The organism is Streptomyces tateyamensis (genome assembly GCF_003205575.1).
Lineage (GTDB): Bacteria > Actinomycetota > Actinomycetes > Streptomycetales > Streptomycetaceae > Kitasatospora > Kitasatospora tateyamensis.
The window spans coordinates 1-22,329 of sequence record NZ_PYBW01000127.1; the positions used below are offsets into that span (position 1 = coordinate 1).

The window sequence follows — 22,329 nt, forward strand, 5'->3', positions numbered from 1 at the left end:
GGGCGGGGACAGTCTGACGGTGCGTCAGTCTGTTGACGGCCGGCGCGCCGTGGTTCGGTCCTTGACCTCCGGTCAGCGAACTCGGGACGAGCCGGGGTGCCCCCTCCCGCCGTACCGCTTGCGGCGGGAGGGGGCACCCCGGGGTTCACCGGCGCATGAGCAGTGGGCGGCACTGAGGGAGCGGGCCGCGGTAGGCGCGCCACCAGGGCAGCCCGCGCTGCGTGCGGCCGGTGCCGGGTCGGCGCGGGTCGGCGCCGACCCGGGACGGGTGCGCGGCCCGGAGCAGCTTCGAGAGCTTCGGGCGGTCGGAGGCCGCACCCGGCAGCCGAAGCGCCGGGTCCGCCGGGCGGCGGCAGTGCGGGCACGGGTGGAGGAGGGTGGGCAGCGCTGACGGACGCACGGCCCGGTGGGCCTTGCGGTCGGTATTCATGGTGATTGCTTTCGGCAGTAGCTGACGGCGGCACATGCGGGCACGCGGCATCACCTCCGGGCTGATGAGTAGTCAGGCCCGAGGGCGCTCGCGCGACGGTTCGCTCGGTGAGGTGGCAGCCGTTACAGGTACATGCGGCCGATCATGGGCGAGGCCACGCCCGGAGGCAACCGATTTTCGCCCGGCCAGGAGGGCGGCCGGCCCCCAGGCCGACCCCACCCCACCTGCCACTATTCCCGCCCCCGCCGCTCGTACAGCCCCGCACCCACCGCCAGCGCGGCCAGCCCGATCCCCAGCGCGGCCGGCAGGCGGGCGCCGCTGGTGGACTGCCAGGGCACCAGGGCCGCGAGCAGCACCAGCAGCGAGGCGCCCGCGGCGGCCAGCAGCGGGAGCGGGCCGAGCGGGACGTGGGCGGCGCCGCGCGCGTCCACCATGAGCAGGTAGCCGAGCAGCAGCACGGTGAGGGCGACCGCGAGCAGTGCGGACGGCTGGTGCAGGGCGCCCAGCGCCACCGCCACCACCGCGAGCACCGTGTTGCGGTGCCGCGCCAGTTGGTGGTGCGGCCGGTGCGCCTCCATGCCCCGCCGGGGCGGCACCGGCGGCGCCGCCCACCACGCGAACCCCAGGGCCGGAACCAGCAGCACCAGCTCCAGCGGCCGGGCACCGGAGCGCGCCACCGGGTCCAGCGCGGCCACCAGCAGCGCCGTGCCGACCAGCCGGGTGGGCAGTTCGCGTACCGGGTTCATCGCCGTCCTCCGTGGATCCGCCTGCGCAGCAGTGGCGCCAGCGCCAGGTCCAGGCTCTCGCCAGGGGTGTGCGCGACCACCGGGATCCCCCGGTTGCGCAGCGCGAACCGCATCGCCTCGCGGTCCGCGCGCCACAGCCGCAGCGCCAGCACCGCCAACTCGTCCTGCGGGTCAACCGACGGCTCACCGGTGGGCAGTTCGACGACCACCAGCGGGTTCCCCCGGTCCGTCAGGTCGGCCAGCACGTCCAGCACCCGCTGGTCGGCCAGCGGCGTGAAGCAGTACACCAGCGCCCCGGCCGGCAGCGCGCCCGGCGGCAGCCGGTCCAGCTCCGGGGTGCGGTAGCCGAGGTCCTTGCGGACATCCAGCACCGTCTGCACGATCCGGTAGAAGTGCTGCTCGCCGCTGCCCGCCCGCAGCCAGCGCAGCGTGCCGCCGATCGAGACCAGCCCGATCCGGTCGTGCCGGCGCAGGTAGGCCCGGGTCAGCCCGGCGGCCGCGCGCAGCGTCTCGTCCAGCGTCGAGGTGCCGGTGGCCGGGTCGCGGAAGTCCCCGAGCGCGTCCAGCAGCATCACGGTGTCCACCGCCCGCTCGGCACCGAACTCGTTGAGCTGGACGGCGCCGCGCCGGGTGGTGGACGGCCAGTGGATCCGGCGCTGGCGCTCGCCCCAGACGTGCGGCCGCACCCCGATCACCTCCACCCCCTCGCCCGGCTGCCGGGTGGCGTTCTCGCCGAGCCGGGCCGGCAGCTCGACCGGCACCGGGGTCAGCCGGGCGGCCGAGGGCACCGGGAAGACCTCCAGCTCGCCCAGCTCCACCCGCACCGTGCGCCGGGCCAGCCCGCCGCGGTCGTAGACGTCCAGGTCCAGCGTCCCGATGCTCCAGCGGCCCCAGCGGACCGCGGTGAACTCGAACTCGGCCCGGTCCGCCTCCACCAGATCGTCCACCAGCTCCACCCCGGGACCGAGGGTGAGCACCGGGTCCAGCGGCCCGGTCACCCCGTCGGCGGCCAGCTCGACGGTGCAGCGGACGGTCTCGCCCTCGAAGCAGCGCCGGGTGGAGACGGTGAGCGAGGCCTCCAGCCGGAGCGGCCGGCTGCCGCCCGGCGCGGCCAGCACCACCAGCACCGCGGGCCCGGCCGCCAGCGCGAGCACCCAGGCGTGCCCGGTGAGCAGGGCGAGCACGCCGGCGGTGACGGCCACGGTCAGCAGCCGCAGGGTCCGGCCGCCGGCCCGCCAACCGGACGGCGGCGGGCTCGGCGCGGTGCCCAGGACGACGGAGGCCTTCATCGGACCACGGCCGCCAGCGGCACCGTGGTCGGCGTCGGGACCTCGGCCAGCAGTCGCGCCACCACGTCGTCCGCCTCGACCTGACGCACCCACAGCTCCGGCCTGAGGGTGATCCGGTGCGCCAGCGCGGGTACCGCCACCGCCTTGACGTCCTCCGGCGTCAGGTAGTCCCGTCCGTCCAGCATGGCCCTGGCCCGCCCGAGCTGGACCAGCGCCAGGCCGCCGCGCGGCGAGGCCCCGACCTGGATCTGGGCGTCCGCCCGGGTCGCCGAGACCAGCGCCATCACGTACTCGACCAGGTCCTCGGCCACCTCGACCCGCTCCACCGCGGCCCGCATCGCCAGCACCTGCTCGGGGTGGGCGAGGGTGCGCAGCCGCACCTCGGGAGCCGCCCGGTCGATCCGGGCCCGCAGCATCGAGGCCTCCAGCTTCGGCTCCAGGTAGCCCATCCGGGCTCGCAGCAGGAAGCGGTCCAGCTGGGCCTCGGGCAGCGCGTAGGTGCCCTCGTACTCGATCGGGTTGGCGGTGGCGATCACCACGAACGGGTCGGGCAGTGGCCGGGTGACGCCGTCGATGGATACCTGGGCCTCGGCCATCGCCTCCAACAGCGCCGCCTGGGTCTTGGGCGGGGTGCGGTTGATCTCGTCGGCCAGCAGCAGGTGGGTGAAGACCGGGCCGGGCCGGAACACCATCTCGCCGCTGCGCTGGTCGTAGAACGGCGCGCCGGTGACGTCCGAGGGCAGCAGGTCGGGGGTGAACTGGATCCGGCGGAACTCCAGGCCCAGGGCCTGGGCGAACGAGCGGGCCAGCAGCGTCTTGCCCAGGCCCGGCAGGTCCTCGATCAGCACGTGGCCGCCGGCCAGCACGCCGAGCATGACCAGCTGCAGCGCCTCGGGCTTGCCCACCACGGCCCGGCCGATCTCGGCCAGCACCTCGTTGGCGAGTTCCCCGGCCTGGCGGGGGGTCAGCTCATCGGTGGTCATCCAGTCCTCACACTTCACGACGGGGCACTCGGGGAACTCGGGAAACGACGGGTCACACCGGACGGGTAGGACAGGTCACAGGGTTTCCAGGCGGCGCACCAGCTGGGCCAGCACCGCGCGCGGCAGCGTGTCCGAGGGCGGGGGCTGCTCGGGGTCCAGCCACGGCCAGGCCGCCGGGCCGATCAGCGCGGCCGCGCGGTCCCGGTCGTGGTGCAGCGAGACGTTGTGGCGCTCGGACAGCCGGGCGGCGTACAACCGCTGGAGTCCGGGCCGCAGCGCCTGGCGGTAGCCGTCCTGGTCCAGGCCGTTGCGCACGGTCCAGTACCACTCGCCCATCGCGGGGGGACGACCGGTCATCAGCCGCACGTTGCGCCGGAAGTTGCTGTTCTCGCTGCCCGCGCCGGCCACGTAGCGCGCGGTGGACAGGGCGCCGACGGCGATCAGGGTGGCGCCGAGCCCCAGCCCGGGCAGGCCGCCGACCAGGCCCAGCAGGCACTCGCCCAGGACCGCGGTGGCGCCCAGGACCAGCGCCGGACGCTTCGTCAGCTCCCGGGGCACCGGATGCCCCGTCAGTTCCTGGTCCACCGGATCGCCTCCCCACTCGTGCGTCACCGGGCGGCCTCGCTCTCGCTGCGCCGGTCCGTCAGCTGGGTGGCGATCGCTTCCAGGGCGGTGCGGGCCCGGGTGAGTTCGGGGGTGCCCATCGGGTGGCGGGAGAACCGCGCCTCGCGGAAGAGCGCGGTGAGGGCCCCGGCGTCGGCGCGGTGCACGGTGCCGCGGTTGACGGCGCGGTCCAGCAGCTCGGTCGGGCTGTCGGCGATCCGGCGGGCCACCCCCGAGTCGGCCAGCGAGCTCTCCATCGCCGCGTAGCAGGCGATCACGGCGGCCCGGGCATCGCTGCCGTTCAGGGCTCGGCGACCGAGCTCCACGGCTGCGGCCAGTTGCTCGTCCAGACCGGCTTCCGCACCGTCCTGCGGCTCGGTGCCGGTGCGGCTACGGGCGGGCCGGCGGCGCAACTGCGTCAGGGCCGCCACGATGGCGACCGCTGCCCCCGCCAGCAGCAGGGCGAGCAGGATCGGGCCGAGCAGGTGCGGCAGGTGGGACCCGCTGTCCTCGGGCATCGCCGGCGGCGCCTGGACGGGCCCTGCCACCCTGGTCGGCCGGACGTCCGGCGGGGGCCGCGTCCGGGAGAGGTAGAGGCAGACCACGCTGACCGGGACCACCAGGCCGGCGGCGACGAGCAGTCGGTCGGTGGCCTCCGTCAGCCGCTCGGCGCGCGGCGACAGGTCGGCCTGGCGGTCGCGGGCCCGGTGGCGCTGGAAGAGCCGGTGGAGCAGGGCGCCCCAGCCGAGGACCAGCAGGACCGTCGGCAGGAAGGTGGCCACCGGCGGGGCGGCCGCGCTGCTGAGCAGTCCGGCGGACGGGTGCAGCAGCAGGGCCGCGATGCCGAGCCCGGCCGTGACGAGGCCGGCCAGCAGCGGACGCGACAAGGCGCCCGGCCGCGAAGCGCCTTTCCCGCGCGGCTCCTGTGGTGCGGTCATGCCTGTGGTTCTCCCCCCGTGCGGGCCGACTGCGTACTGCAAAGGCCCGGCAGGTCGCAGCTTTGCACAACAGCTGTTCGAATGTCAGTACCCGGAGGACACGTGCGCGGACGACTCCTGGCGCGTGGCCGGGCGGTCCCAGTGTGCCGGTGGGCAGGCGGTGACGCGGCGAGTGACGCGGCGACGTGACGTGGGGCGTGGCGTGGCGGTGCCGTGACGAGTGATGCGGGGCGTGCCGTGGCGAGTGGCGCGGGGTGAACCGGTGACCGCGGCGCCGGGCGCGGCTACGCTGGCCGATCGGAGGCGTTCCGGCGTGAGTTGACGCCGGGTCAGTGGCGGCGCGTGTGCCCTGGGGAGGGGTGGCCATGTCCGAGGCCGGGTGGGCCGATCAGTCGCAGCAGACCCTGGAGGGCCTGTTGGCGCTGGTGGGGGAGCGGTTCGTCGAGCTGGGCTGCGCGCCCCGGGGCGTGGCGCGCCCGGTGCGGCGGCTGGTGGTGCTCGACGCGTTGGAGCCGCCGGAGTCGGCCGACGACCTGCTGGTCGCGATCGGGGTCGACCCGCACTCCGAGGCGGCCGTCGCCCTGGTCCGCCGGGCGGGTGAGGCCGGCGCCGCGGGTGTGGTGTTCCGTCCGGTCGGGACGGGCGCGAGTAGCGAGGCCCTGCGCGAGGCCGCCGTCGCGGCCGGCGCGGCGGTGCTGTTCCGCGGCTGGTGGACCGACTGGGCGACCGCGATCGGGATGCTGCAGGCGGGGCTCTCGGTGGCCCGCGAGCCGGGGATCGCCGGGGTGCCGCTGGGCGACCTGCCCGAGCTGGCCAAGGCGATCGCGCTCCAGGTCGGGGGCTCGGTGACGATCGAGGACATGGACTCCAACCTGCTCGCCTACTCGCCCACCGGCCAGGACGTGGACTGGATCCGGATCTGGACCATCCTGGGCAAGCGGCCGCCGGCCGGCCGGATGGACGACATGACGACGGCGGGCTTCTTCCGCCAGCTGAAGAAGTCGACCGACGTGCTCTACCGAGCGGCGCAGGGCGACACCCCGGAGCGGCTGATCGTGCTGGTGCGGGCCGGTGACATCCCGTTGGGCTCGATCTGGGTGGCGGCCCAGGGGCGGCCGCTGGACTCGCCGGCCAACCGCGAGGCGCTGCGGGGCGTGGCACGGGTGGCCGCCGCCCACCTGCTGCACGACCAGGCGCGCCGGGAGGGGCAGGGCCAGCTGCTGCAGGAGGCGGTCCGGGCGCTGCTCGACGGGCGGGAGAGCGCCGAACTGCTGGCCACCCGGACCGGGCTGCCGGTGGCGGAGCGGTGCGCTGTGCTGGCGGTCGGCGTGGGCGAGGGCGCGGCAGCGGGCGCGGGCTCGGTGACGGGCGAGGCGCGCGGTGGCCTGGTCCGGACGGTGTTCCGGTTCTGCACCGAGCGGGGGCAGGTGTCGGTGGTGGTGCCGACTAAGCGGGGTGTGCTGGTCCTGCTGGGCAGCCTGCCGCAGGACCGGGCCCGGGCCGAGGACCAGGTGCGGCTGCTGGCCAGGGCGCTGGCGGAGGAGCTGCCGGCGCAGCTGCGGGAGCGGGAGCAGCTGCGGGGGCGGGGGCGGCTGGTGGTGCGCGTCGGCATCGGCGAGGTCCAGGAGGGGCTCGACCGTGCACCGGAATCCCGCCGGACGGCCGAACTGGCGCTGAGCGGGCTGCTGTTCGGTCGCACCCGGGCCGACCGCAGCAGGGACGACCGCACCCGCGACGACCGCACCGGGGATGATCGCGGCGGTACCTACTTCGCCCGGGTCGAGGACGTCGCCGACGCCGTCGCGCTGCTGCACTTCGCCGACGCGCTGCGGGCCGCCCGGCTGCCGGTGCAGACCCCGGTGGGCCGACTGCTGGCGCACGCGCCGCGCAAGGGCGAGGCCTCGCTGCTCGACACCCTCGGCGCCTTCCTGGAGACCGGGGAGAAGGCCAAGGCCGCGGACGCCCTGGGGGTGGCGCGCACCACCTACGCCCACCGCCTGGACCAGACCGTGGTCCGGGTGAGCGGCATCGACCTGGACGACCCGGATGCCCGCCTGCTGGCCCAGCTCCAACTGCTGCTGCTGCGGCTGGACGCCGCGACGCAGGCCTGACTTCGTCGCCGGGCCCGGACTCGGCGCGCGGTCCTCGGCGCCGGGCCCGGGTCGGGGCCGGGCAGTGCTCTGCCGACGTACCGCGACACGAGGGCACCCGGTCGGCACCGGTCCGCCGGACGAGTCGGCGCCGCCCGCCACCGCCTGTCGTCGACCGGCACGGGCACCCCGCCGCAAATCCGGGCCGTGGGAGGAAGACGTCCCACCGGTTGACGGGCAGTCTGGTCGTACCGCCCACCGGAGCACCCGGGGCCGGGCGACCGAGACGACCAGTCGGAGCGTGCCCCATGACGAACCATCAGCCGACGGACCCGTATCTGCCGGATCCGCACCTGACGTCCCTGCACCGTCCCGAGCGACGCGAGCTGATCCTGCGCGCGGCGGTCCGGGAGGGGCTGCTGGACCCGGTGGCCGCGCCGTTGGCGGCGTTCCTCGACCTGGACGCCGTGGCGGCGACCGTGGCGGCCCTGCACCGCGCCTTCCCCGGCCCGGTCGAGGTGCTGCACGCCTTCGCGGCCAAGGCCAACAGTCTGGTCCCGGTGCTGGCGCGGCTGCGCGAGCTGGGCATGGGGTGCGAGGTGGCGAGCCCCGGCGAGTTCGCCCAGGCGCTGGCGGCCGGGTTCGAGCCCGGGCGGATCATCTACGACTCCCCGGCGAAGACCCGCGCCGAGCTGGCCCGGGCGCTGGAGCTCGGCGTCGCGGTGAACATCGACAACTGGCAGGAACTCGCGCGGGTCGACGAGCTGATGATGGGCCGTCAGACGGAGTCCCGGATCGGGGTGCGGGTCAATCCACAGGTCGGCGGGGGCTCCATCGGGGCGATGAGCACCGCGACCGCCACCTCCAAGTTCGGCATCACGCTGGCCGACGAGGGCAACGCCGAGCGGCTGGTGGCGGCCTTCCGGGACCGGCCCTGGCTGCAGTGGCTGCACTGCCATGTGGGCAGCCAGGGCTGCCCGTTGGATCTGATGGCCGACGGCGTCGCCGCCACCGTGGCGCTGGCGGAGAAGATCAACGGTGAGCTGGGGCGCCGTCAGGTGGTGGGCCTGGACATCGGCGGCGGCCTGCCGGTCAACTTCGCCGGCGACCTGGTCACCCCGGGCTACCCGGAGTACGTCGAGCGGTTGCGCGCGCACGCCCCGGCGCTGCTGTCGGGCGACTTCCAGGTGGTGACCGAGTTCGGCCGCTCGGTGCTGGCCAAGAGCGGGTTCACCGCCGGGTACGTGGAGTACACCAAGAAATCGGGCGGCCGGGCGATCGCGATCACCTCCGCCGGGGTGCAGGTGGCCACCCGTACCGTGTTCGCCCCGGAGGCCTGGCCGCTGCGGATCAGCGCGCACGACTCCACCGGGGCGGCGAAGCATGGGGCACCGGTCGAGCAGGACATCGCCGGGCCCGCCTGCTTCGCGGGGGACCTGGTCGCCAAGGCCCGGCCGCTGCCGCTGCTGGAGGCTGGGGACCTGGTCGCGCTGCTGGACACCGGTGCCTACTACAGCTCGACCCCGTTCGGCTACAACAGCCTGCTGGAGCCGGCCGTGTACGGGGCCGAGGTGGCGGCCGACGGCACGACGGTGCGGTTCGCGCTGCTGCGCCGGGCCGAGACCGTCGAGGACCTGCTCGCCCGCACCGGCGCCTGAGCCCGCGCAGGTGCCGGGGCCCGCATCGGCACCGGGGCCGCCGTCCGGCCGTTCCGGCGCCTGGGCCCGCCGTTCCCGTTCCGCCGTTTCACGCTCCACGGATACCCGTTCCGCCGACACCCGAGGACCGTCATGACCCGTTCCCCTCGCCGCCCGAACCCGTCCGGACACCCGAACCCGCCCGGCGGCCGGTTCCGCCCGGCCGACCAGGTGGTCCTGGTCGTCATCCTGGTCCTCGCCGCGGTCCTGACCGTGGCGAGGGTGCCCGCCACCACGGTGCTGGAACTCCTCACGGGTGCGGGCGCCGTCGCCACCGGCCTGCTCCAGCGCAGGCCGGCCCACGGCCCCGCACCGCGCCGCCGCCATCGCTAGTGCCGCGTCAGCTTCCGAGCGGCCGGCTGCCCAGGCGGCGCAGCAGTCTGCCGACCGGGCCGCCGTGTCGAGCCCCCACGGCCGCCTCCGCCTCGCGGGAGGCTGCCACGGCGGCGAAGCCGTACTCGCGCATCTCGGCCTCGTACGCGCCGATCGCCGTCACCAGGTCGCCGCCCTCGGCGAGGGCGGCGATCAGGGTGCGGCAGAGCAGGGCCGCGTCCTGCAGCGCGGTGTTGGCGCCGGAGCCGCGGGCCGGGCTCATCGCGTGGATCGCGTCGCCCAGCACCGTGACCCGGGTGGGCTGCCAGGCCGGCACCGGTTCGGCGCAGCGGACCCGGACCAGGAAGGTGTCCGCCACCGTGGCCGCCGCCAGCAGCTCGCGCAGGTCAGGGTGGAAGGAGGTGGTGAGCCGGCCCACCAGCTTGTGCAGTTCGCCCGGGTCCAGCTCCGCCAGCCGGCCGTCCGGCTGCCCGAAGGCCGCCGCGGGACCGGCCAGCGCCCACATCAGGTAGTCGCCCGCGGGGGAGAGCCAGGCGGCGGCCTGCTCGGGCGGCCGGCGGAACCGGACCAGCCCGGTGGCCAACCCGAGCCGCCCGGCGACCACCGCCGTGAACCCCTCCCGCAGCGGGGCCGGGAGCAGTGGTTCGACGGCGGCGGTCAGCTCGGTGCGCCCGTAGACGACCCGCCCGCCGGTGTCGGCCACCCGGGCGTGCGGCAGGTAGCCGCGCCGCACGGCGGAGTTGACCCCGTCCGCGCCGACCAGCAGGTCGGCCCTGGTCCGGTGCCCGTTCGCGAAGCGCAGTGCGACGCCCTCCGCGTCCTGCTGAAAGCCAGTCAGTTCATACTGGTAGTGGATCTGTTGGCCTAGTCCGGTGCTGAGCACCTCGCGCAGCGTGCGCCGGTCCACCGAGGTGGACAGCGTCTGCGGCGCGTACGGGTCGGCGGCCGGGTCCAGCGGGGTGCGGTGCAGCAGGCGCAGCTGCTCGGTGAGCACGGTGAAGGCGCGGCCCGGCAGCCCGCAGGTGGCCAGGAAGAGCTGGAACAGCTCGGCGGGCAGGCAGTCGCGCAGGGCCAGTCCGGTCCGCGCGTCCACGTGCAGGCGGTACCCCTGCTGCCTGGCCCCGGGCGCGGCGTCGCGCTCGTAGACCTCGACCTCCAGACCCGCCCGGCGCAGCCCCTGCGCCACGCAGAGCCCGCCGAGCCCGGCCCCGACCACTGCGATTCTGGGACTGCGCATGTGTGTGTTCCCCTCTCGCCCGTCATCTTCGAGGCGCCGCGTGCGGGGAGGCAACGGGACAGTGCGCGGTCCCCGGGGGGTTTCAGGGGCGTCGGAGGCGGATCCCCGAGCCGGTGTCAGGGTCGGCTACTCCTGCGGTCGGACCGGTACCCCTAGCAGGACTCGGCCCTGACCCTGACGCTGACCCGCACGGTGCTCGGGCAAGGCCAGGACCAGGGCAGGACCGGGGCAGGACCAGGGGGCAGGGCCGTGGACAGGACCAGGGGCAGGGCGCGGCCCGGCCGGTCAGTCGGTGGCCGGCTGCACCGTCCGCCGCCGGTTCCGCCACCAGGGCAGGGTCCGCCAGAGCCGGCCGCAGGCGATGGTGCCGGCCACCCAGAGGCCGTAGGTCAGCGGGGTCCAGGCGCCGCCCGACTGGGTGCCGCGGCCGTGGTCGAGCGTGAAGGTCACCGCGGACTGCAGGTAGCTGATGCCGTGCCAGCCGAAGGTTCCGGTGGCCTGCGGGTCCGCGGCCAGGATGCCCTGCTGGTAGGCGTTGGCGGCCTCGCTGAGGAGGGAGATCAGCACCAGCGGGACCAGGGCGGCGAAACAGGCGGCGGCGTTCCAGGAGTGCCGGGGGCCCTCGCCGTACTCGGCGCTCAGGTATCCCTCGGCCAGTTGCCGGCTGCCGCCGATGCGGCGCAGCGCCACGGCGGTCCCCAGATCGGCCGAAGCGGTGAGCAGGTTGGTCCGCACCTCGCGGCGGATCGCGATCCGCGAGCTGCGCGGGAGGTCGTACAGCTGCTGGTCCAGGGCCCAGACCACGCGTTCGATGCGCAGTCGGTCCAGGGGTGAGAGGGCGTGCGACATGGCGTCAGGTTCCCTTCTGCGGTGCGGCGTGCGCAGGGCGGGTGAGGACGGAGTCGACCGCGGCCGCATGCCGGGCCCAGCCCGCCTTGCCGGCGGTCAGGGTCTGCAGGCCGACCGGGGTCAGCCGGTAGTACTTGCGCGCCGGACCGCTGGGCGAAGCGACCAGCCGGGTGGTCAGCCGCCCCTCGCGCTCCAGTCGGGACAGCGCCGGGTACACCGTGCCTTCCAGGACGTCCGTGAACCCGTCCGCCTGCAGGCGCTGCACCACCTCGTACCCGTAGGACTCGCGCTCGGCGAGCAGTTGGAGCAGTAGGAGGGAGAGCACGCCCTTCAGCAACTGGGGGTCATGGTTCGGAGTCACACATATAGAGTGTCTCTAGTACTAGGTGAAGTCAAGTAGTGGTGCCGTGCGAGGCCCCTAACTACTGGCTACTGCTTCAGCGCCGCCGCCCTCGGGCTCCACCGCCGCGTCAGCGCCTGCCGCCCCGCAGGAACTCGCGGTTCAGCGTGCCGATCGCGTTCAGCCCGATCCCCTTCGGGCAGGCGGTCGCGCACTCGCCGGTGTTGGTGCAGCCGCCGAAGCCCTCCGCGTCCATCGCCGCCACCATCGAGCGCACTCGGCCGCGCCGCTCCGGGGCACCCTGCGGCAGCACGTTGAGGTGCACCACCTTGGCAGCGGTGAAGAGCATCGCCGAGCCGTTCGGGCAGGCCGCCACGCAGGCCCCGCAGCCGATGCACTCGGCGTGCTCGAAGGCCAGGTCGGCGGCCTCCTTGGGGACGGGGACGGCGTGCGCGTCGGGGGCACTGCCGGTGGGGGCGGTGATGTAGCCGCCGGAGCCGATGATCCGGTCGAAGGCCGAGCGGTCCACCACCAGGTCCTTGACCACCGGGAAGGCGGCCGAGCGCCAGGGTTCCACGTCGATGGTGTCGCCGTCGGAGAAGTGGCGCATGTGCAGCTGGCAGGTGGTGGTCCGCTCCGGCCCGTGCGCCTGACCGTTGATCACCATCCCGCAGGCGCCGCAGATCCCCTCGCGGCAGTCGTGGTCGAAGGCCACCGGCTGGTCGCCGCGCAGGATCAGCTCCTCGTTGAGCGTGTCCAGCATCTCCAGGAAGGACATCTCCTCGCTGATGCCGGTCACCTGATAGGCCGTCAGTCCGCCCGGCTGGTCCGGTCCGGACTGCCGCCAGATGCGAAGGGTGAGGTTCATCGGTTGCTCCGGGTGGGTTGGAGGTCGGGTACCGGGTGCTGCCCCGCGTCAGGCGTAGCTGCGCTGCGTGGGGTGGACGTGCTCGAAGGCCAGCTGCTCGCGGTGCAGCACCGGCGGGCGGCCCGGGCCGGCGAACTCCCAGGCGGCGACGTAGGCGAAGGCCTCGTCGTCGCGGGCCGCCTCACCGTCCGCCGTCTGGCTCTCCACCCGGAAGTGGCCGCCGCAGGACTCGGTGCGGTGCAGCGCGTCCAGGCACATCAGCTCGGCCAGCTCGAAGTAGTCGACCAGGCGGTTGGCCTTCTCCAGGGTCTGGTTGAACTCCTCGCCCACCCCCGGCACCTTGATCCGCCGCCAGAACTCCGCGCGCAGCTGCGGGATCCGCTCCAGCGCCCGGCGCAGGCCCGCCTCGCTGCGCGCCATCCCGCACTCGTTCCAGAGCAGTTCGCCCAGCTCCCGGTGGAAGGACTCGGGGGTGCGGTCGCCGTCGACGGCCAGCAGCAGGTTCAGCCGGTCCGCCACCTCCGCCTCCAGCTCGGCGATCTGCGGGTGGTCCGCGGCCACCGGGGCACCGGGGGTGCGGGCCAAGTAGTCGGCCAGGGTGGCGGGCAGCACGAAGTAGCCGTCGGCCAGTCCCTGCATCAGCGCGCTCGCGCCGAGCCGGTTGGCGCCGTGGTCCGAGAAGTTGGCCTCGCCGATCGCGAACAGGCCCGGCACGGTGGTCTGCAGGTCGTAGTCCACCCACAGGCCGCCCATGGTGTAGTGGATCGCGGGGTAGATCCGCATCGGCACCTGGTACGGGTCCTCGGCGGTGATCCGCTGGTACATCTCGAAGAGGTTCCCGTACCGCGCCGCCACCGCCTCGCGGCCGAGCCGCTCGATCGCGTCGGCGAAGTCCAGGTACACCCCCTGCCCGCCCGGGCCGACCCCGCGGCCCTCGTCGCAGACCACCTTGGCGGCCCGGGAGGCGATGTCGCGGGGCACCAGGTTGCCGAAGGAGGGGTACATCCGCTCCAGGTAGTAGTCGCGTTCCGCCGCGGAGATCTGCGCGGGCGGGCGGGTGTCGCCCGGTCGGCGCGGCACCCAGATCCGGCCGTCGTTGCGCAGCGACTCGCTCATCAGGGTCAGCTTGGCCTGGTGGTCGCCGGAACGCGGGATGCAGGTCGGGTGGATCTGGGTGAAGCACGGGTTGGCGAACAGGGCGCCGCGCCGGTGGGCCCGCCAGATCGCGGTGGCGTTGGAGTTCTTGGCGTTGGTGGACAGGTGGAAGACGTTGCCGTAGCCGCCGGTGGCCAGCACCACGGCGTCCGCCAGGTGGGTGCGGACCTGCCCGGTCACCAGGTCGCGGGCCACGATGCCGCGGGCCCGGCCGTCCACCACCAGCAGGTCCAGCATCTCGGTGCGGGCGTGCATCTCCACGTTCCCGGCCGCGATCTGGCGCGACAGCGCCTGGTAGGCGCCGAGCAGCAGCTGCTGGCCGGTCTGGCCGCGGGCGTAGAAGGTGCGCGAGACCTGGACGCCGCCGAACGAGCGGGTGTCCAGCAGGCCGCCGTACTCGCGGGCGAACGGGACGCCCTGGGCCACGCACTGGTCGATGATCTCCACCGAGACCTGGGCCAGGCGGTGCACGTTGGACTCGCGGGCCCGGAAGTCGCCGCCCTTGACGGTGTCGTAGAAGAGCCGGCGGATCGAGTCGCCGTCGTTGCGGTAGTTCTTGGCCGCGTTGATCCCGCCCTGGGCGGCGATCGAATGGGCCCGCCTGGGGGAGTCCTGGAAGCAGAACTGGACGACGCGGTAGCCCTGTTCGGCCAGCGTGGCGCCGGCCGCGCCGCCGGCCAGGCCGGTGCCGACCACGATCACCGTGCGGCCGCGCCGGTTGGCCGGGTTGACCAGCCTGGCCTCGAACCGGCGCTGGTCCCAGCGGCCTTCGATGGGGCCGGCGGGGGCCTTGGTGTCGGCGATCGGGTCGCCCTCCTGGTACTGGGCGAACGCAGTCGGCGCGTACTCGTCCTGCGCGCGCTCGTCGTTCACGTACTCGTCCTGCGGGTGGTGGGTCACTTGACGGCTCCCGTCATCACGGCGATCGGCACGGACAGGAAGCCGGCTGTCAGCAGCAGCGCCAGGGCGTTGGCGGCGAGCTTCAACACCCGGTCGCGGCGCGGGTTGCCGTGCTGGCTGTTGAGGCCCAGGGTCTGCGCGGCGCTCCAGAACCCGTGCCGGATGTGCAGGCCCAGGGCCAGCATGGCCAGGCAGTAGATCCAGCCGCTGTACCAGGTGTGGAAGGAGGCCACCACGTTCTGGTACGGGTGGCCCTGCTCGGCGCGCGAGTTCACCGTCAGGGTGGTCAGGTCCAGGATGTGCCAGACGATGAACAGGCCCAGGATCACCCCGCCCCAGCGCATGGTCCGGGTCGCGTAGGACGCCCGGGCCCGGGTGTGCCGGTAGCCGGTCGGTCGGGCGGCCAGATCGCGCCGGCTCAGCTGGTAGGCGGCCGTGCCGTGCACCAGCACCGCGGCGAGCAGCACGGTGCGCGCCATCCACAGGAACCACTCGTGGCCCAGGAACGGCCGGCCGATGGTGCGCAGCCAGGCCGCGTAGCCGTTCAGTTCGCCGGCCCCGAAGAAGATCTTGAGGTTGCCCAGCATGTGCGCCACCAGGTAGGCCAGCAGCACCAGCCCGCTGACCGCCATGGCGGCCTTCTTGCCCACGGTCGAGCGCCAGAGCGGGGCGCGCGGCGGGTGTGTCGTCAGTGCCATGGGGACGACGGTAGGCAGCGGCGCGATGATCCGTCCAAGACATGTTCGCACCGCTTTGCATAGGAAGTGCCTATCATTGCTCCGTGCAGCTCCAGCAACTCCGCTATTTCGTCGCCGTCGCCGACCTGGGCCACTTCACCCGGGCGGCCGACCACCTGCATGTCGCCCAGCCCTCGCTCTCCCAGCAGATCCGTTCACTGGAAAGGGAGTTGGGGTCCGAGCTGGTGCACCGCGGCCGCGGTCACAGCACCCTGACCGACGCCGGGCAGGCGCTGCTGCCGCTGGCCCGCCGGATCCTGGCCGATGCCGACTCGGCCCGGGTCGCGGTGCGCGAGACCCTCTCGCTGCGCCGGGGCCGGGTCCGCCTGGGCGCCCCGCCGAGCCTGTGCACCAGCCTGGTCCCCGACGTGCTGCACGCCTACCGCACCCGCTACCCGGGCGTGGAGCTGCAGGTCCGCGAGGACGGCTCGCGCGACCTGGTCCGGGTGCTGGCGGCCGGCGAGCTGGACCTGGCGCTGATCGTCACGCCCACCGATGCTCCCGGACTCGCCCTCACCGAACTCCTTCGAGAGGATCTGGTCCTGGTCTCCGCCCGCCCGCTCTTCCCGCGCCCCCGCCGGGCCCGGATCGAGGACCTGCGGGAGCGGCCGCTGGTGATGTTCCGCGAGGGTTACGACGTCCGCGAAGCCACCCTCGCCGCCTGCCGTGCGGCCGGCTTCAGCCCCGAATTCGCGGTCGAGGGCGGCGAGATGGATGCGGTCCTGTCGTTCGTCCAGGCGGGCCTGGGCGCCGCCGTGGTCCCCGGCATGGTCGCCGCCCGCACCGGACTGACCGCCACCCCGTTCACCAGCCCCGCCATGCGCCGCACCATCAACCTGGCCCACGGCGCCGAAGTCCCGCTCAGCCGGGCCGCCTCGGCGATGCGGGAGGTGCTGCTGGAGTACGCGAAATCCTAGGGCGGGTCAGCCCGGGCAGCTCGCCACCACGCCGGGGCCGCGATCGCCGCCCGTCGGACCGCGAACCTGACGGACACTCACCGCGCACCGGACCGCGCCCGACGGTGTGTACTGCCCCGCCGCGCGCGGGTCGGCGGCTACCGTCTTCGCATCGGCCTTCGCAGCGGTGCGAGGAGAACAGGGGAGTCTGCATGGTCCCGGAGCGGGTGGGTCAGGAAGCGGAGGCGGAGCTGGTCCGGCTGGCGGCGGAGGTCGGGGCGGATCTGCGGTTCGTCGGCCTGCCGGTGCACGAGGCGGGTGACTCCTGGCAGCTGCGCGGCGGCAAGCCGGCGGTCTTCGTGCTCTACTACGACCCCAGCCGGGCCGACACCGGCGGCGTCTACGTGCGATGGAGCCCCAGCGCGGAGATCAAGGAGCTGATCGTCTCCGCACCGGAGCTCGCCGAGCAGCGGGCGCTGCCGCTGGGCACCGTCACCCTGGAGGTGATGACGGACGCGGCCGAGGCCATCCTCAGCACCGCCGGCTGGGAGACCGAGCGCGCCGTGGACGGTGTGCACGAGACGGCGCTCAAGGTCTCCCGTCCGGCTGCTGCGGCCTGACGGAGCGTCAGGCATCGGCAGCCTGGCGGAGCGTCAGCCCATGCTCTTCGCGCCGTCCAGCGACTCGCGGACGATGTCCGCGTGGCCCGCGTGCTGGGCGGTCTCGGTCATCAGGTGCAGCAGTACCCGGCGGGCCGACCAGTGGGCGCCCGGCTCGAACCAGGGCGCCTTGGGGAGCGGCTGGGTGGCGTCCAGGTCGGGCAGGGTGGCCACCAGCTCGTCGGTGCGGGCCGCCACCTCCTCGTAGGCGGCGAGCACGCCGGCCAGCGTCTCGCCGGGCAGCAGGCGGAACTCGTCGGCCCGGCGGGCGTAGTCGGCCTCGGTGAAGCCGGCGAAGTCCGGGAAGGCCTTCGGCCCGTCCACGATGAAGGCCGTCCAGGTCCGCTCGACCGTCGTGACGTGCTTGATCAGACCGCCCAGGCACAGCTCGCTGGCGCAGGTGCGCAGTCCGGCCTGCTCGTCGGTCAGATCGCGGGTGGTGAAGCGCAGGAAGTGGCGCTGCTTGGCCAGGCCCGCCAGCAGGTCGGCCCGCTCGCCGGTGATCGCCTGGGTCGTGCTCTCGGTCATGGTTCTCGCCTCTCGTCGCCTTGCTCCGGCTTGCCCTCGTGTTTCACGGTAGAGCGGAAAGCGGTCAGTTCCTGTCCTGAATCACGGGCAGAATCGCAGGCATGGCGAACACCAGCACCCGAACGCTGCGACTGCTCTCCCTGCTCCAGACCCACCGCTTCTGGCCCGGCGAGGAACTGGCCGAGCGTCTCGGAGTCTCGGTGCGCACCCTGCGCCGCGACATCGACCGGCTGCGCGAGCTCGGCTACCCCGTGGACGCGCAGCGCGGGGTGGACGGCGGCTACCAGCTCGCGGCCGGCGCCGCGCTGCCGCCGCTGCTGATCGACGACGAGGAGGCGGTGGCCCTGGTGATCGGGCTGCAGGCCGCCGCCGAGGGCGCGGTGGCCGGGATCGCCGAGGCCTCGGTACGGGTGCTGGCCAAGGTGGTCCAGGTGATGCCGGCCCGGCTGCGCCGGCGCGCGGAGGCGCTGCGGGCGATGACGGTGCCCGGTGAGTGGGACGGGCCGGCCGTCTCCGGCGTCGACGCCGGGGCCCTCACTGTGGTGGCGATGGCCTGCCGGGACACCGAGCAGTTGCGGTTCGGCTACACCACGGCGGACGGGCGGCGCGCGGAGCGGGAGGTGGAGCCGCACCGCCTGGTCTTCCTGGACCGGCGCTGGTACCTGGTCGCCTACGACCTGGTCCGGCACGCCTGGCGCAGCTTCCGCCTGGACCGCCTGGCGGACCCGGCCGGCACCGGCGCCCGGTTCCGCCCGCGCGAGCTGCCGGGCGGCGACGCGGCCGACTTCGTCCGCGCGGGCCGCAACAACGCCCCGCGCCCGTACCAGGTGCTGGCCGAGGTGCAGGCCCCGGCGCAGCGGGTCAGCGAGCGGATCGGACGCTGGGCCGTGGTCGAGCCGCTCACCGAATCCAGCTGCCGGGTGCGGATGTCCGCGGAGGAGGCGGTCTGGCCGCTGATGGCGCTGGGCGTGACGGACGCCGAGTTCCAGGTCCTCGAACCACCGGAGCTGGTCGCCCAGGTCCGGGCAATGGGGAACCGGCTGGCCCGGGCCGGTCGGGGGCCGCGGTAGGAGCGGCCTGTCCTCAAGCGCGCCCTCGGAACCACTGACGATCTTGAATTCGCGCCCCGGTCGAGAGGCCGGGAGCCGGATCCGTACACCGCCGGTGTACCAGCAGTGTACGATCGCGGCATGGCTGATGCGACGATCAAGGTCTCCCCCCAGACGCGGGACCGCCTGGCCGCTCTCGCGGCGGCCCAGGGAACCACGATCGGTGCCCAGGTGGCCCTGCTGGTGGAGCGGCAGCCCACTGCGGAGCAGATCGCCGAGCGCGTCGCCGAGGGTCGCCGGCTGCTGCGGGAGCACTTCGGGATGACTCTCACCGACACCGAGCTGGACCAGGGCCCGGACCTGCTGCAGCGGGTCTACGACATCGCCGCCGCCGATGCGCGCGCCAGGGTCTCCCCGAGGCGCAGCGCGTGATCATCCTGGACTCCAGCGCCCTGGCCGCGCTGGCCGACGGCCACGCGCGCCTGCACCGCGTCGTGGACGCCGCGCTGCGGAGCCCCTTCCAGCACCTGCTGGTCCCGGTGCTGTGCCTGGCCGAGGCCGAGATCAAGGACGAGGGCACCGCGCACGCGATCCTGGCGCTGCCCTCCCTCGAATTCGAGCCCCTGGACGCGAGCACCGCCGTCCTGGTGGCGACCGTGGTCCGCGACGGCTACGGGGGCCAGGACCTGGCCCACGCCATCGCCACGAGTCTGCCCACCCCGACGCGCCCGCTTCAGCACCTGATCCTGACGGCCCGTCCGGAGCTGTACCCGCCCGGGATCGCCACCGTCCACATCGACGACCCCCGCCTGGAGCCGTAGTTCCGGGCCGTGTGCTCCGCATCCGGACCGCGAGCCGAGGGTCCCCCCGGGTCGGTCGCCGCGTCAGTGGCGGCTCGTACTGTCTGCGGCATGGCAATCGTGACGTTCGTCGACGAGACGACTTCGGGGCAGCGCAGTGACGGGTGGGGGCTGGAGATCGCCGAGGAGCGGCTCACTGTGCGCGAGCTGATCCGGCGGCGGGTCTTCCAGGAGGTCGCCGAGTACAACGCGCGGACGCCGGAGGTCTTCCAGGGGCTGGTCCAGCCGCAGGACACCGAGCGCGTGCTGAACGGGTACGCGCTGCGCACGCCCCGCCGGATCGACCCCGAGGCGCAGAGCGAGCTCGCGCTGCAGGCCTTCGCGGGCAACGGCTTCCTGGTGCTGGTGGGGGACCGTCAGGTCGTCGACCCGGACCAGGAGGTCGACCTCGTGCTCGGCACGGTGGTCACCTTCCTGAAGCTCGTGCCGCTGGTGGGTGGCTGACGGTGGTGGACGTGACGGAGATCCGGGCGCGGATCCGCCGGAGCGGCAGCGCCGAGCAGCCGGAGGCGCTCGTCGCCGACCTGGTCAAGGCCGGGTACGCCACCAACAACCGCGCGGACCGCAACTGGGTCGAGCTGCTCGACGAGCTGCGCGCGCTGCCGGTCGAGCAGCGCGCGGCGCTCGCCGACGAGCTGACGGCGCGGTACCAGTCGACCGACGCGGCTCCCCACGCCCGGGAGGTGGCGCTGACCCTGCTCGGGGTGCTCAGCCGCGACCTGCCCGGTGACCGGCTCGCGGCGGCGCGCCTGAAGCGGCTGGACGCACTCGGCCGGGTGCACACGCTCTGGTACCGCGAGCGCCTCGACGACCTCGCCGAGGCCGAGCTCGCGGCCGGCCGCGCCCTGGCGCCCGCCGTGGTGGCCACCTTCCGGCGCTCCGCCCTGAACGGGTACGACGACGGCACGGTCGCCCTCGCCGCCAAGCTCACCGAGCCGGCCCTCAACGTCGGCGAGGAATGGGCCGAGCTCGCCCTGCGGGACGCCGAGCAGGCCGCGGACGCCGCCGACTGGCAGGCCCTGCTGCGGCTCGCCACGACCGCCACCGCCGCCAAGCCCACCCGCAGGTGGGAGCAACAGGCCCGCGCCCTGGTCGAGGCCCTCGGCACGGACCGGGTCCGGACCGCCGTGCTGCCATGGCTGGCCCTGGTCGGCCGCCGCACCTTCGAACTGGAGGGCCAGGAGTACCAGCCCGACGTCAACAACACCTTCGACCCCTACAACGCCAACGCGTTGCGCGGACTGGCCTGGGTGCTCGCCCTGCTGCCCGCCCACCCCGACACCGCCCGGGCCCTCGGCGCACTGGCCGAGACCTCGCTGAAGAAGCTCCCCGGGGTCGGCCCGCGCAACCCCAAGGTCGCCAACGCCGCCGTCATCGCGCTCGCCCGCCTCGAGGGCGAACCGGCCCTTGCCGAACTCGCCCGCCTGGCCACCCGGGTGACGTACAAGGGCACCCTGAAGCTGATCGACACCGCCCTGCAGACCCGGGCCGACGCGCTGGGCCTGTCCCGTGAGGAGATCCAGGAACTGGCCGTCCCGGCCTACGGGCTGACCGAGGTCGGCCGCACCGAACAGGTGCTGGGGGAGTTCACGGCCGTGCTGGAGGTCCAGGGCGGCAAGGCGGTGCTCGGCTGGCGCAACAGCGCGGGAAAGGCGGCCAAGACCGTGCCTGCCGCCGTCAAGCGCGATCACGCCGAGCAGCTCAAGGAGTTGAAAGCGGCGGCCAAGGACGTCGACAAGATGCTCTCCGCCCAGAGCGAGCGCCTGGACCGCCAGTTCCTGGCCCGCCGCACCTGGTCCTACGCCGCCTGGCGCGAGCGCTACCTCGACCACCCGCTGGTCGGTACCCTGGCGCGCCGCCTGCTCTGGACGGTCGACGGCACCGCCGTCGGCTTCGCGGACGGCGAGCTGCGCACCCTGGCCGACGAGCAGGTGCACGACGGCGCCGAGGTTCGCCTGTGGCACCCGGTGGACCACGAGCCCGCCGTGGTCGTGGCCTGGCGCGACTGGCTGGAGCGGCACGGCATCACCCAGCCGTTCAAGCAGGCGCACCGCGAGGTGTACCTGCTGACCGACGCCGAGCGCGCGACCCGTACCTACTCCAACCGCTTCGCCGCCCACGTCCTGCGCCAGCACCAGTTCCACTCCCTGGCCGCCGTCCGGGGCTGGCGGAACAGGCTGCGGCTGATGGTCGACGACTCGGCCCCGCCCGCCACCCGCGAACTGCCGCAGTGGGGCCTGCGTGCGGAGTACTGGATCCACGGCGAGGGCGAGGCCTACGGCGTGGACAGCACCGAGTCCGGCAGCTACCTGCGCCTGACGACCGATCAGGTCCGCTTCTACCCCATCGACGCACCGGAGAACTCGGCGCACTGCTTCGGCGGGGAGTACAGCATGGGGCTGAGCCGCCGCACGTGGCTGGGCCGCCGCGCCGCCGTGAACTCGCTCCCGCTCGCCGACATCCCGCCGCTGGTGCTCTCCGAGGTGTTGCGCGACGTCGACCTGTTCGTCGGCGTGGCCAGCGTCGGCAACGACCCGACCTGGCAGGACGGCGGCCCAGGCGGCCGGTTCCAGGCGTACTGGACCAGCTACGGCTTCGGCGAGCTCAACCAGAACGCCCAGACCCGCCGGGCCCTGCTGGAGCGCCTGGTGCCCCGCCTGGCCATCGCCGACCGCTGCACCCTCGACGGCCGCTTCCTGCACGTCAGGGGCGAGCGCCACACGTACAAGATCCACCTCGGCTCGGGCAACATCCTGCGGAGCCCGAACGACCAGTACCTGTGCATCGTCCCGAAGTCCGCCGTGGCCGCCCCGCAGACCGGCTTCCTCCCCTTCGAGGGAGACCGGATGCTCGCGGTGATCCTCAGCAAGGCGGTCGTGCTGGCCGAGGACACGAAGATCACGGACCCCACGATCCTCAGCCAGCTGTAGGGGCAGGGGCCGGAGGGAGAGCAGGCGCCCGGCCCGGGCCGTGGTGCCCGCTGCTTCCTCAGGCCACTCACTGATGCAGCGTCAGTACCAATCGACCCTCCGTTCGGAGAGCGGCTCCGGTCGGGGTGTCCTGCCACCGGCCGGGCGCGTGTCCTGCCGGGCAGGCGGGGGTGGGCACGGCACAGTGTCCTCACCAGGGCCCGGGTGCGTGC

General features: G+C 74.0%; 23 protein-coding genes. 10 read left to right on the forward strand and 13 right to left on the reverse strand.

What is annotated here, in order from left to right:
* Positions 1–145 precede the first annotated feature (145 nt).
* The 6 genes from C7C46_RS27795 to C7C46_RS27820 all read right to left on the reverse strand — a co-directional run bounded on the left by C7C46_RS27795 (position 146) and on the right by C7C46_RS27820 (position 4,989).
* Complete coding sequence (locus C7C46_RS27795; protein WP_110672685.1) at positions 146–430, reverse strand: hypothetical protein; 285 nt, start codon at positions 428–430, stop codon at positions 146–148.
* Positions 431–660: 230 nt separating this feature from the next.
* Positions 661–1,176 carry a hypothetical protein gene (locus C7C46_RS27800; protein WP_110672686.1) on the reverse strand — a complete coding sequence of 172 codons (516 nt, stop codon included), beginning with the start codon at positions 1,174–1,176 and terminating at the stop codon, positions 661–663.
* A complete protein-coding gene (locus C7C46_RS27805) occupies positions 1,173–2,465 on the reverse strand; it encodes a DUF58 domain-containing protein (RefSeq protein WP_110672687.1) in 1,293 nt (430 codons plus the stop codon). Before C7C46_RS27805 ends, C7C46_RS27800 begins: the two co-directional genes overlap by 4 nt.
* On the reverse strand, positions 2,462–3,448 hold the full coding sequence (locus C7C46_RS27810; protein ID WP_110672688.1) for an AAA family ATPase: 987 nt from the start codon (positions 3,446–3,448) through the stop codon (positions 2,462–2,464). Before C7C46_RS27810 ends, C7C46_RS27805 begins: the two co-directional genes overlap by 4 nt.
* 75 nt (positions 3,449–3,523) lie before the next feature.
* The gene (locus C7C46_RS27815; RefSeq protein WP_110672689.1) at positions 3,524–4,033 is read right to left on the reverse strand and encodes a hypothetical protein; all 510 of its coding nucleotides are present in this window, start codon (positions 4,031–4,033) and stop codon (positions 3,524–3,526) included.
* Between the two features lie 23 nt (positions 4,034–4,056).
* The gene (locus tag C7C46_RS27820) at positions 4,057–4,989 is read right to left on the reverse strand and encodes a DUF4129 domain-containing protein (protein WP_146259231.1); all 933 of its coding nucleotides are present in this window, start codon (positions 4,987–4,989) and stop codon (positions 4,057–4,059) included.
* A 365-nt stretch (positions 4,990–5,354) separates the two neighbouring features.
* Here C7C46_RS27820 and C7C46_RS27825 point away from each other — a divergent pair, with 365 nt between their 5' ends.
* The 3 genes from C7C46_RS27825 to C7C46_RS27835 all read left to right on the forward strand — a co-directional run bounded on the left by C7C46_RS27825 (position 5,355) and on the right by C7C46_RS27835 (position 9,109).
* Positions 5,355–7,100, forward strand: a complete 1,746-nt coding sequence (locus tag C7C46_RS27825) for a helix-turn-helix domain-containing protein (protein WP_110672691.1) — start codon at positions 5,355–5,357, stop codon at positions 7,098–7,100.
* Positions 7,101–7,387: 287 nt separating this feature from the next.
* Entirely contained in the window at positions 7,388–8,737 is a 1,350-nt protein-coding gene (locus C7C46_RS27830; protein WP_110672692.1) for a type III PLP-dependent enzyme domain-containing protein, read from the forward strand.
* A gap of 132 nt (positions 8,738–8,869) precedes the next feature.
* On the forward strand, positions 8,870–9,109 hold the full coding sequence (locus C7C46_RS27835) for a hypothetical protein (RefSeq protein WP_110672693.1): 240 nt from the start codon (positions 8,870–8,872) through the stop codon (positions 9,107–9,109).
* A 7-nt stretch (positions 9,110–9,116) separates the two neighbouring features.
* Here C7C46_RS27835 and C7C46_RS27840 read toward each other — a convergent pair whose 3' ends face one another.
* The 6 genes from C7C46_RS27840 to C7C46_RS27865 form a co-directional block, all read right to left on the reverse strand.
* Complete coding sequence (locus tag C7C46_RS27840; RefSeq protein ID WP_110672694.1) at positions 9,117–10,346, reverse strand: FAD-dependent oxidoreductase; 1,230 nt, start codon at positions 10,344–10,346, stop codon at positions 9,117–9,119.
* Positions 10,347–10,631: 285 nt separating this feature from the next.
* Positions 10,632–11,195, reverse strand: a complete 564-nt coding sequence (locus C7C46_RS27845) for a hypothetical protein (RefSeq protein ID WP_110672695.1) — start codon at positions 11,193–11,195, stop codon at positions 10,632–10,634.
* 4 nt (positions 11,196–11,199) lie between these two features.
* Positions 11,200–11,556, reverse strand: a complete 357-nt coding sequence (locus tag C7C46_RS27850; protein WP_110672696.1) for a PadR family transcriptional regulator — start codon at positions 11,554–11,556, stop codon at positions 11,200–11,202.
* Between the two features lie 109 nt (positions 11,557–11,665).
* Complete coding sequence (locus C7C46_RS27855; RefSeq protein WP_110672697.1) at positions 11,666–12,403, reverse strand: succinate dehydrogenase/fumarate reductase iron-sulfur subunit; 738 nt, start codon at positions 12,401–12,403, stop codon at positions 11,666–11,668.
* A 48-nt stretch (positions 12,404–12,451) separates the two neighbouring features.
* On the reverse strand, positions 12,452–14,362 hold the full coding sequence (locus C7C46_RS27860; protein ID WP_425470136.1) for a fumarate reductase/succinate dehydrogenase flavoprotein subunit: 1,911 nt from the start codon (positions 14,360–14,362) through the stop codon (positions 12,452–12,454).
* A 92-nt stretch (positions 14,363–14,454) separates the two neighbouring features.
* On the reverse strand, positions 14,455–15,156 hold the full coding sequence (locus C7C46_RS27865) for a succinate dehydrogenase cytochrome b subunit (protein WP_110672698.1): 702 nt from the start codon (positions 15,154–15,156) through the stop codon (positions 14,455–14,457).
* An 83-nt stretch (positions 15,157–15,239) separates the two neighbouring features.
* Between C7C46_RS27865 and C7C46_RS27870 the strand changes: the two genes are divergently transcribed.
* Positions 15,240–16,112 carry a LysR family transcriptional regulator gene (locus C7C46_RS27870; protein ID WP_110672699.1) on the forward strand — a complete coding sequence of 291 codons (873 nt, stop codon included), beginning with the start codon at positions 15,240–15,242 and terminating at the stop codon, positions 16,110–16,112.
* Between the two features lie 191 nt (positions 16,113–16,303).
* Positions 16,304–16,711 (forward strand): hypothetical protein, encoded by a 408-nt coding sequence (locus C7C46_RS27880; protein ID WP_181442569.1) that lies wholly within the window; start codon positions 16,304–16,306, stop codon positions 16,709–16,711.
* A 33-nt stretch (positions 16,712–16,744) separates the two neighbouring features.
* On the opposite strand, the gene C7C46_RS27885 is transcribed toward C7C46_RS27880, so the two are convergent.
* Positions 16,745–17,278, reverse strand: a complete 534-nt coding sequence (locus C7C46_RS27885) for a DinB family protein (protein WP_110672701.1) — start codon at positions 17,276–17,278, stop codon at positions 16,745–16,747.
* Between the two features lie 101 nt (positions 17,279–17,379).
* Here C7C46_RS27885 and C7C46_RS27890 point away from each other — a divergent pair, with 101 nt between their 5' ends.
* The 5 genes from C7C46_RS27890 (at position 17,380) to C7C46_RS27910 (ending at position 22,117) form a co-directional block, all read left to right on the forward strand.
* The gene (locus C7C46_RS27890; RefSeq protein WP_110672702.1) at positions 17,380–18,348 is read left to right on the forward strand and encodes a helix-turn-helix transcriptional regulator; all 969 of its coding nucleotides are present in this window, start codon (positions 17,380–17,382) and stop codon (positions 18,346–18,348) included.
* A 120-nt stretch (positions 18,349–18,468) separates the two neighbouring features.
* Complete coding sequence (locus tag C7C46_RS27895; RefSeq protein ID WP_110672714.1) at positions 18,469–18,759, forward strand: hypothetical protein; 291 nt, start codon at positions 18,469–18,471, stop codon at positions 18,757–18,759.
* Positions 18,756–19,148: a PIN domain-containing protein gene (locus C7C46_RS27900; RefSeq protein WP_110672703.1), complete on the forward strand. Its 393-nt coding sequence runs from the start codon at positions 18,756–18,758 to the stop codon at positions 19,146–19,148. Before C7C46_RS27895 ends, C7C46_RS27900 begins: the two co-directional genes overlap by 4 nt.
* Positions 19,149–19,238: 90 nt before the next feature.
* Positions 19,239–19,631, forward strand: a complete 393-nt coding sequence (locus tag C7C46_RS27905) for a hypothetical protein (protein ID WP_110672704.1) — start codon at positions 19,239–19,241, stop codon at positions 19,629–19,631.
* A gap of 2 nt (positions 19,632–19,633) precedes the next feature.
* Entirely contained in the window at positions 19,634–22,117 is a 2,484-nt protein-coding gene (locus C7C46_RS27910) for a DUF4132 domain-containing protein (RefSeq protein ID WP_425470135.1), read from the forward strand.
* The last annotated feature ends 212 nt before the right edge of the window (positions 22,118–22,329 follow it).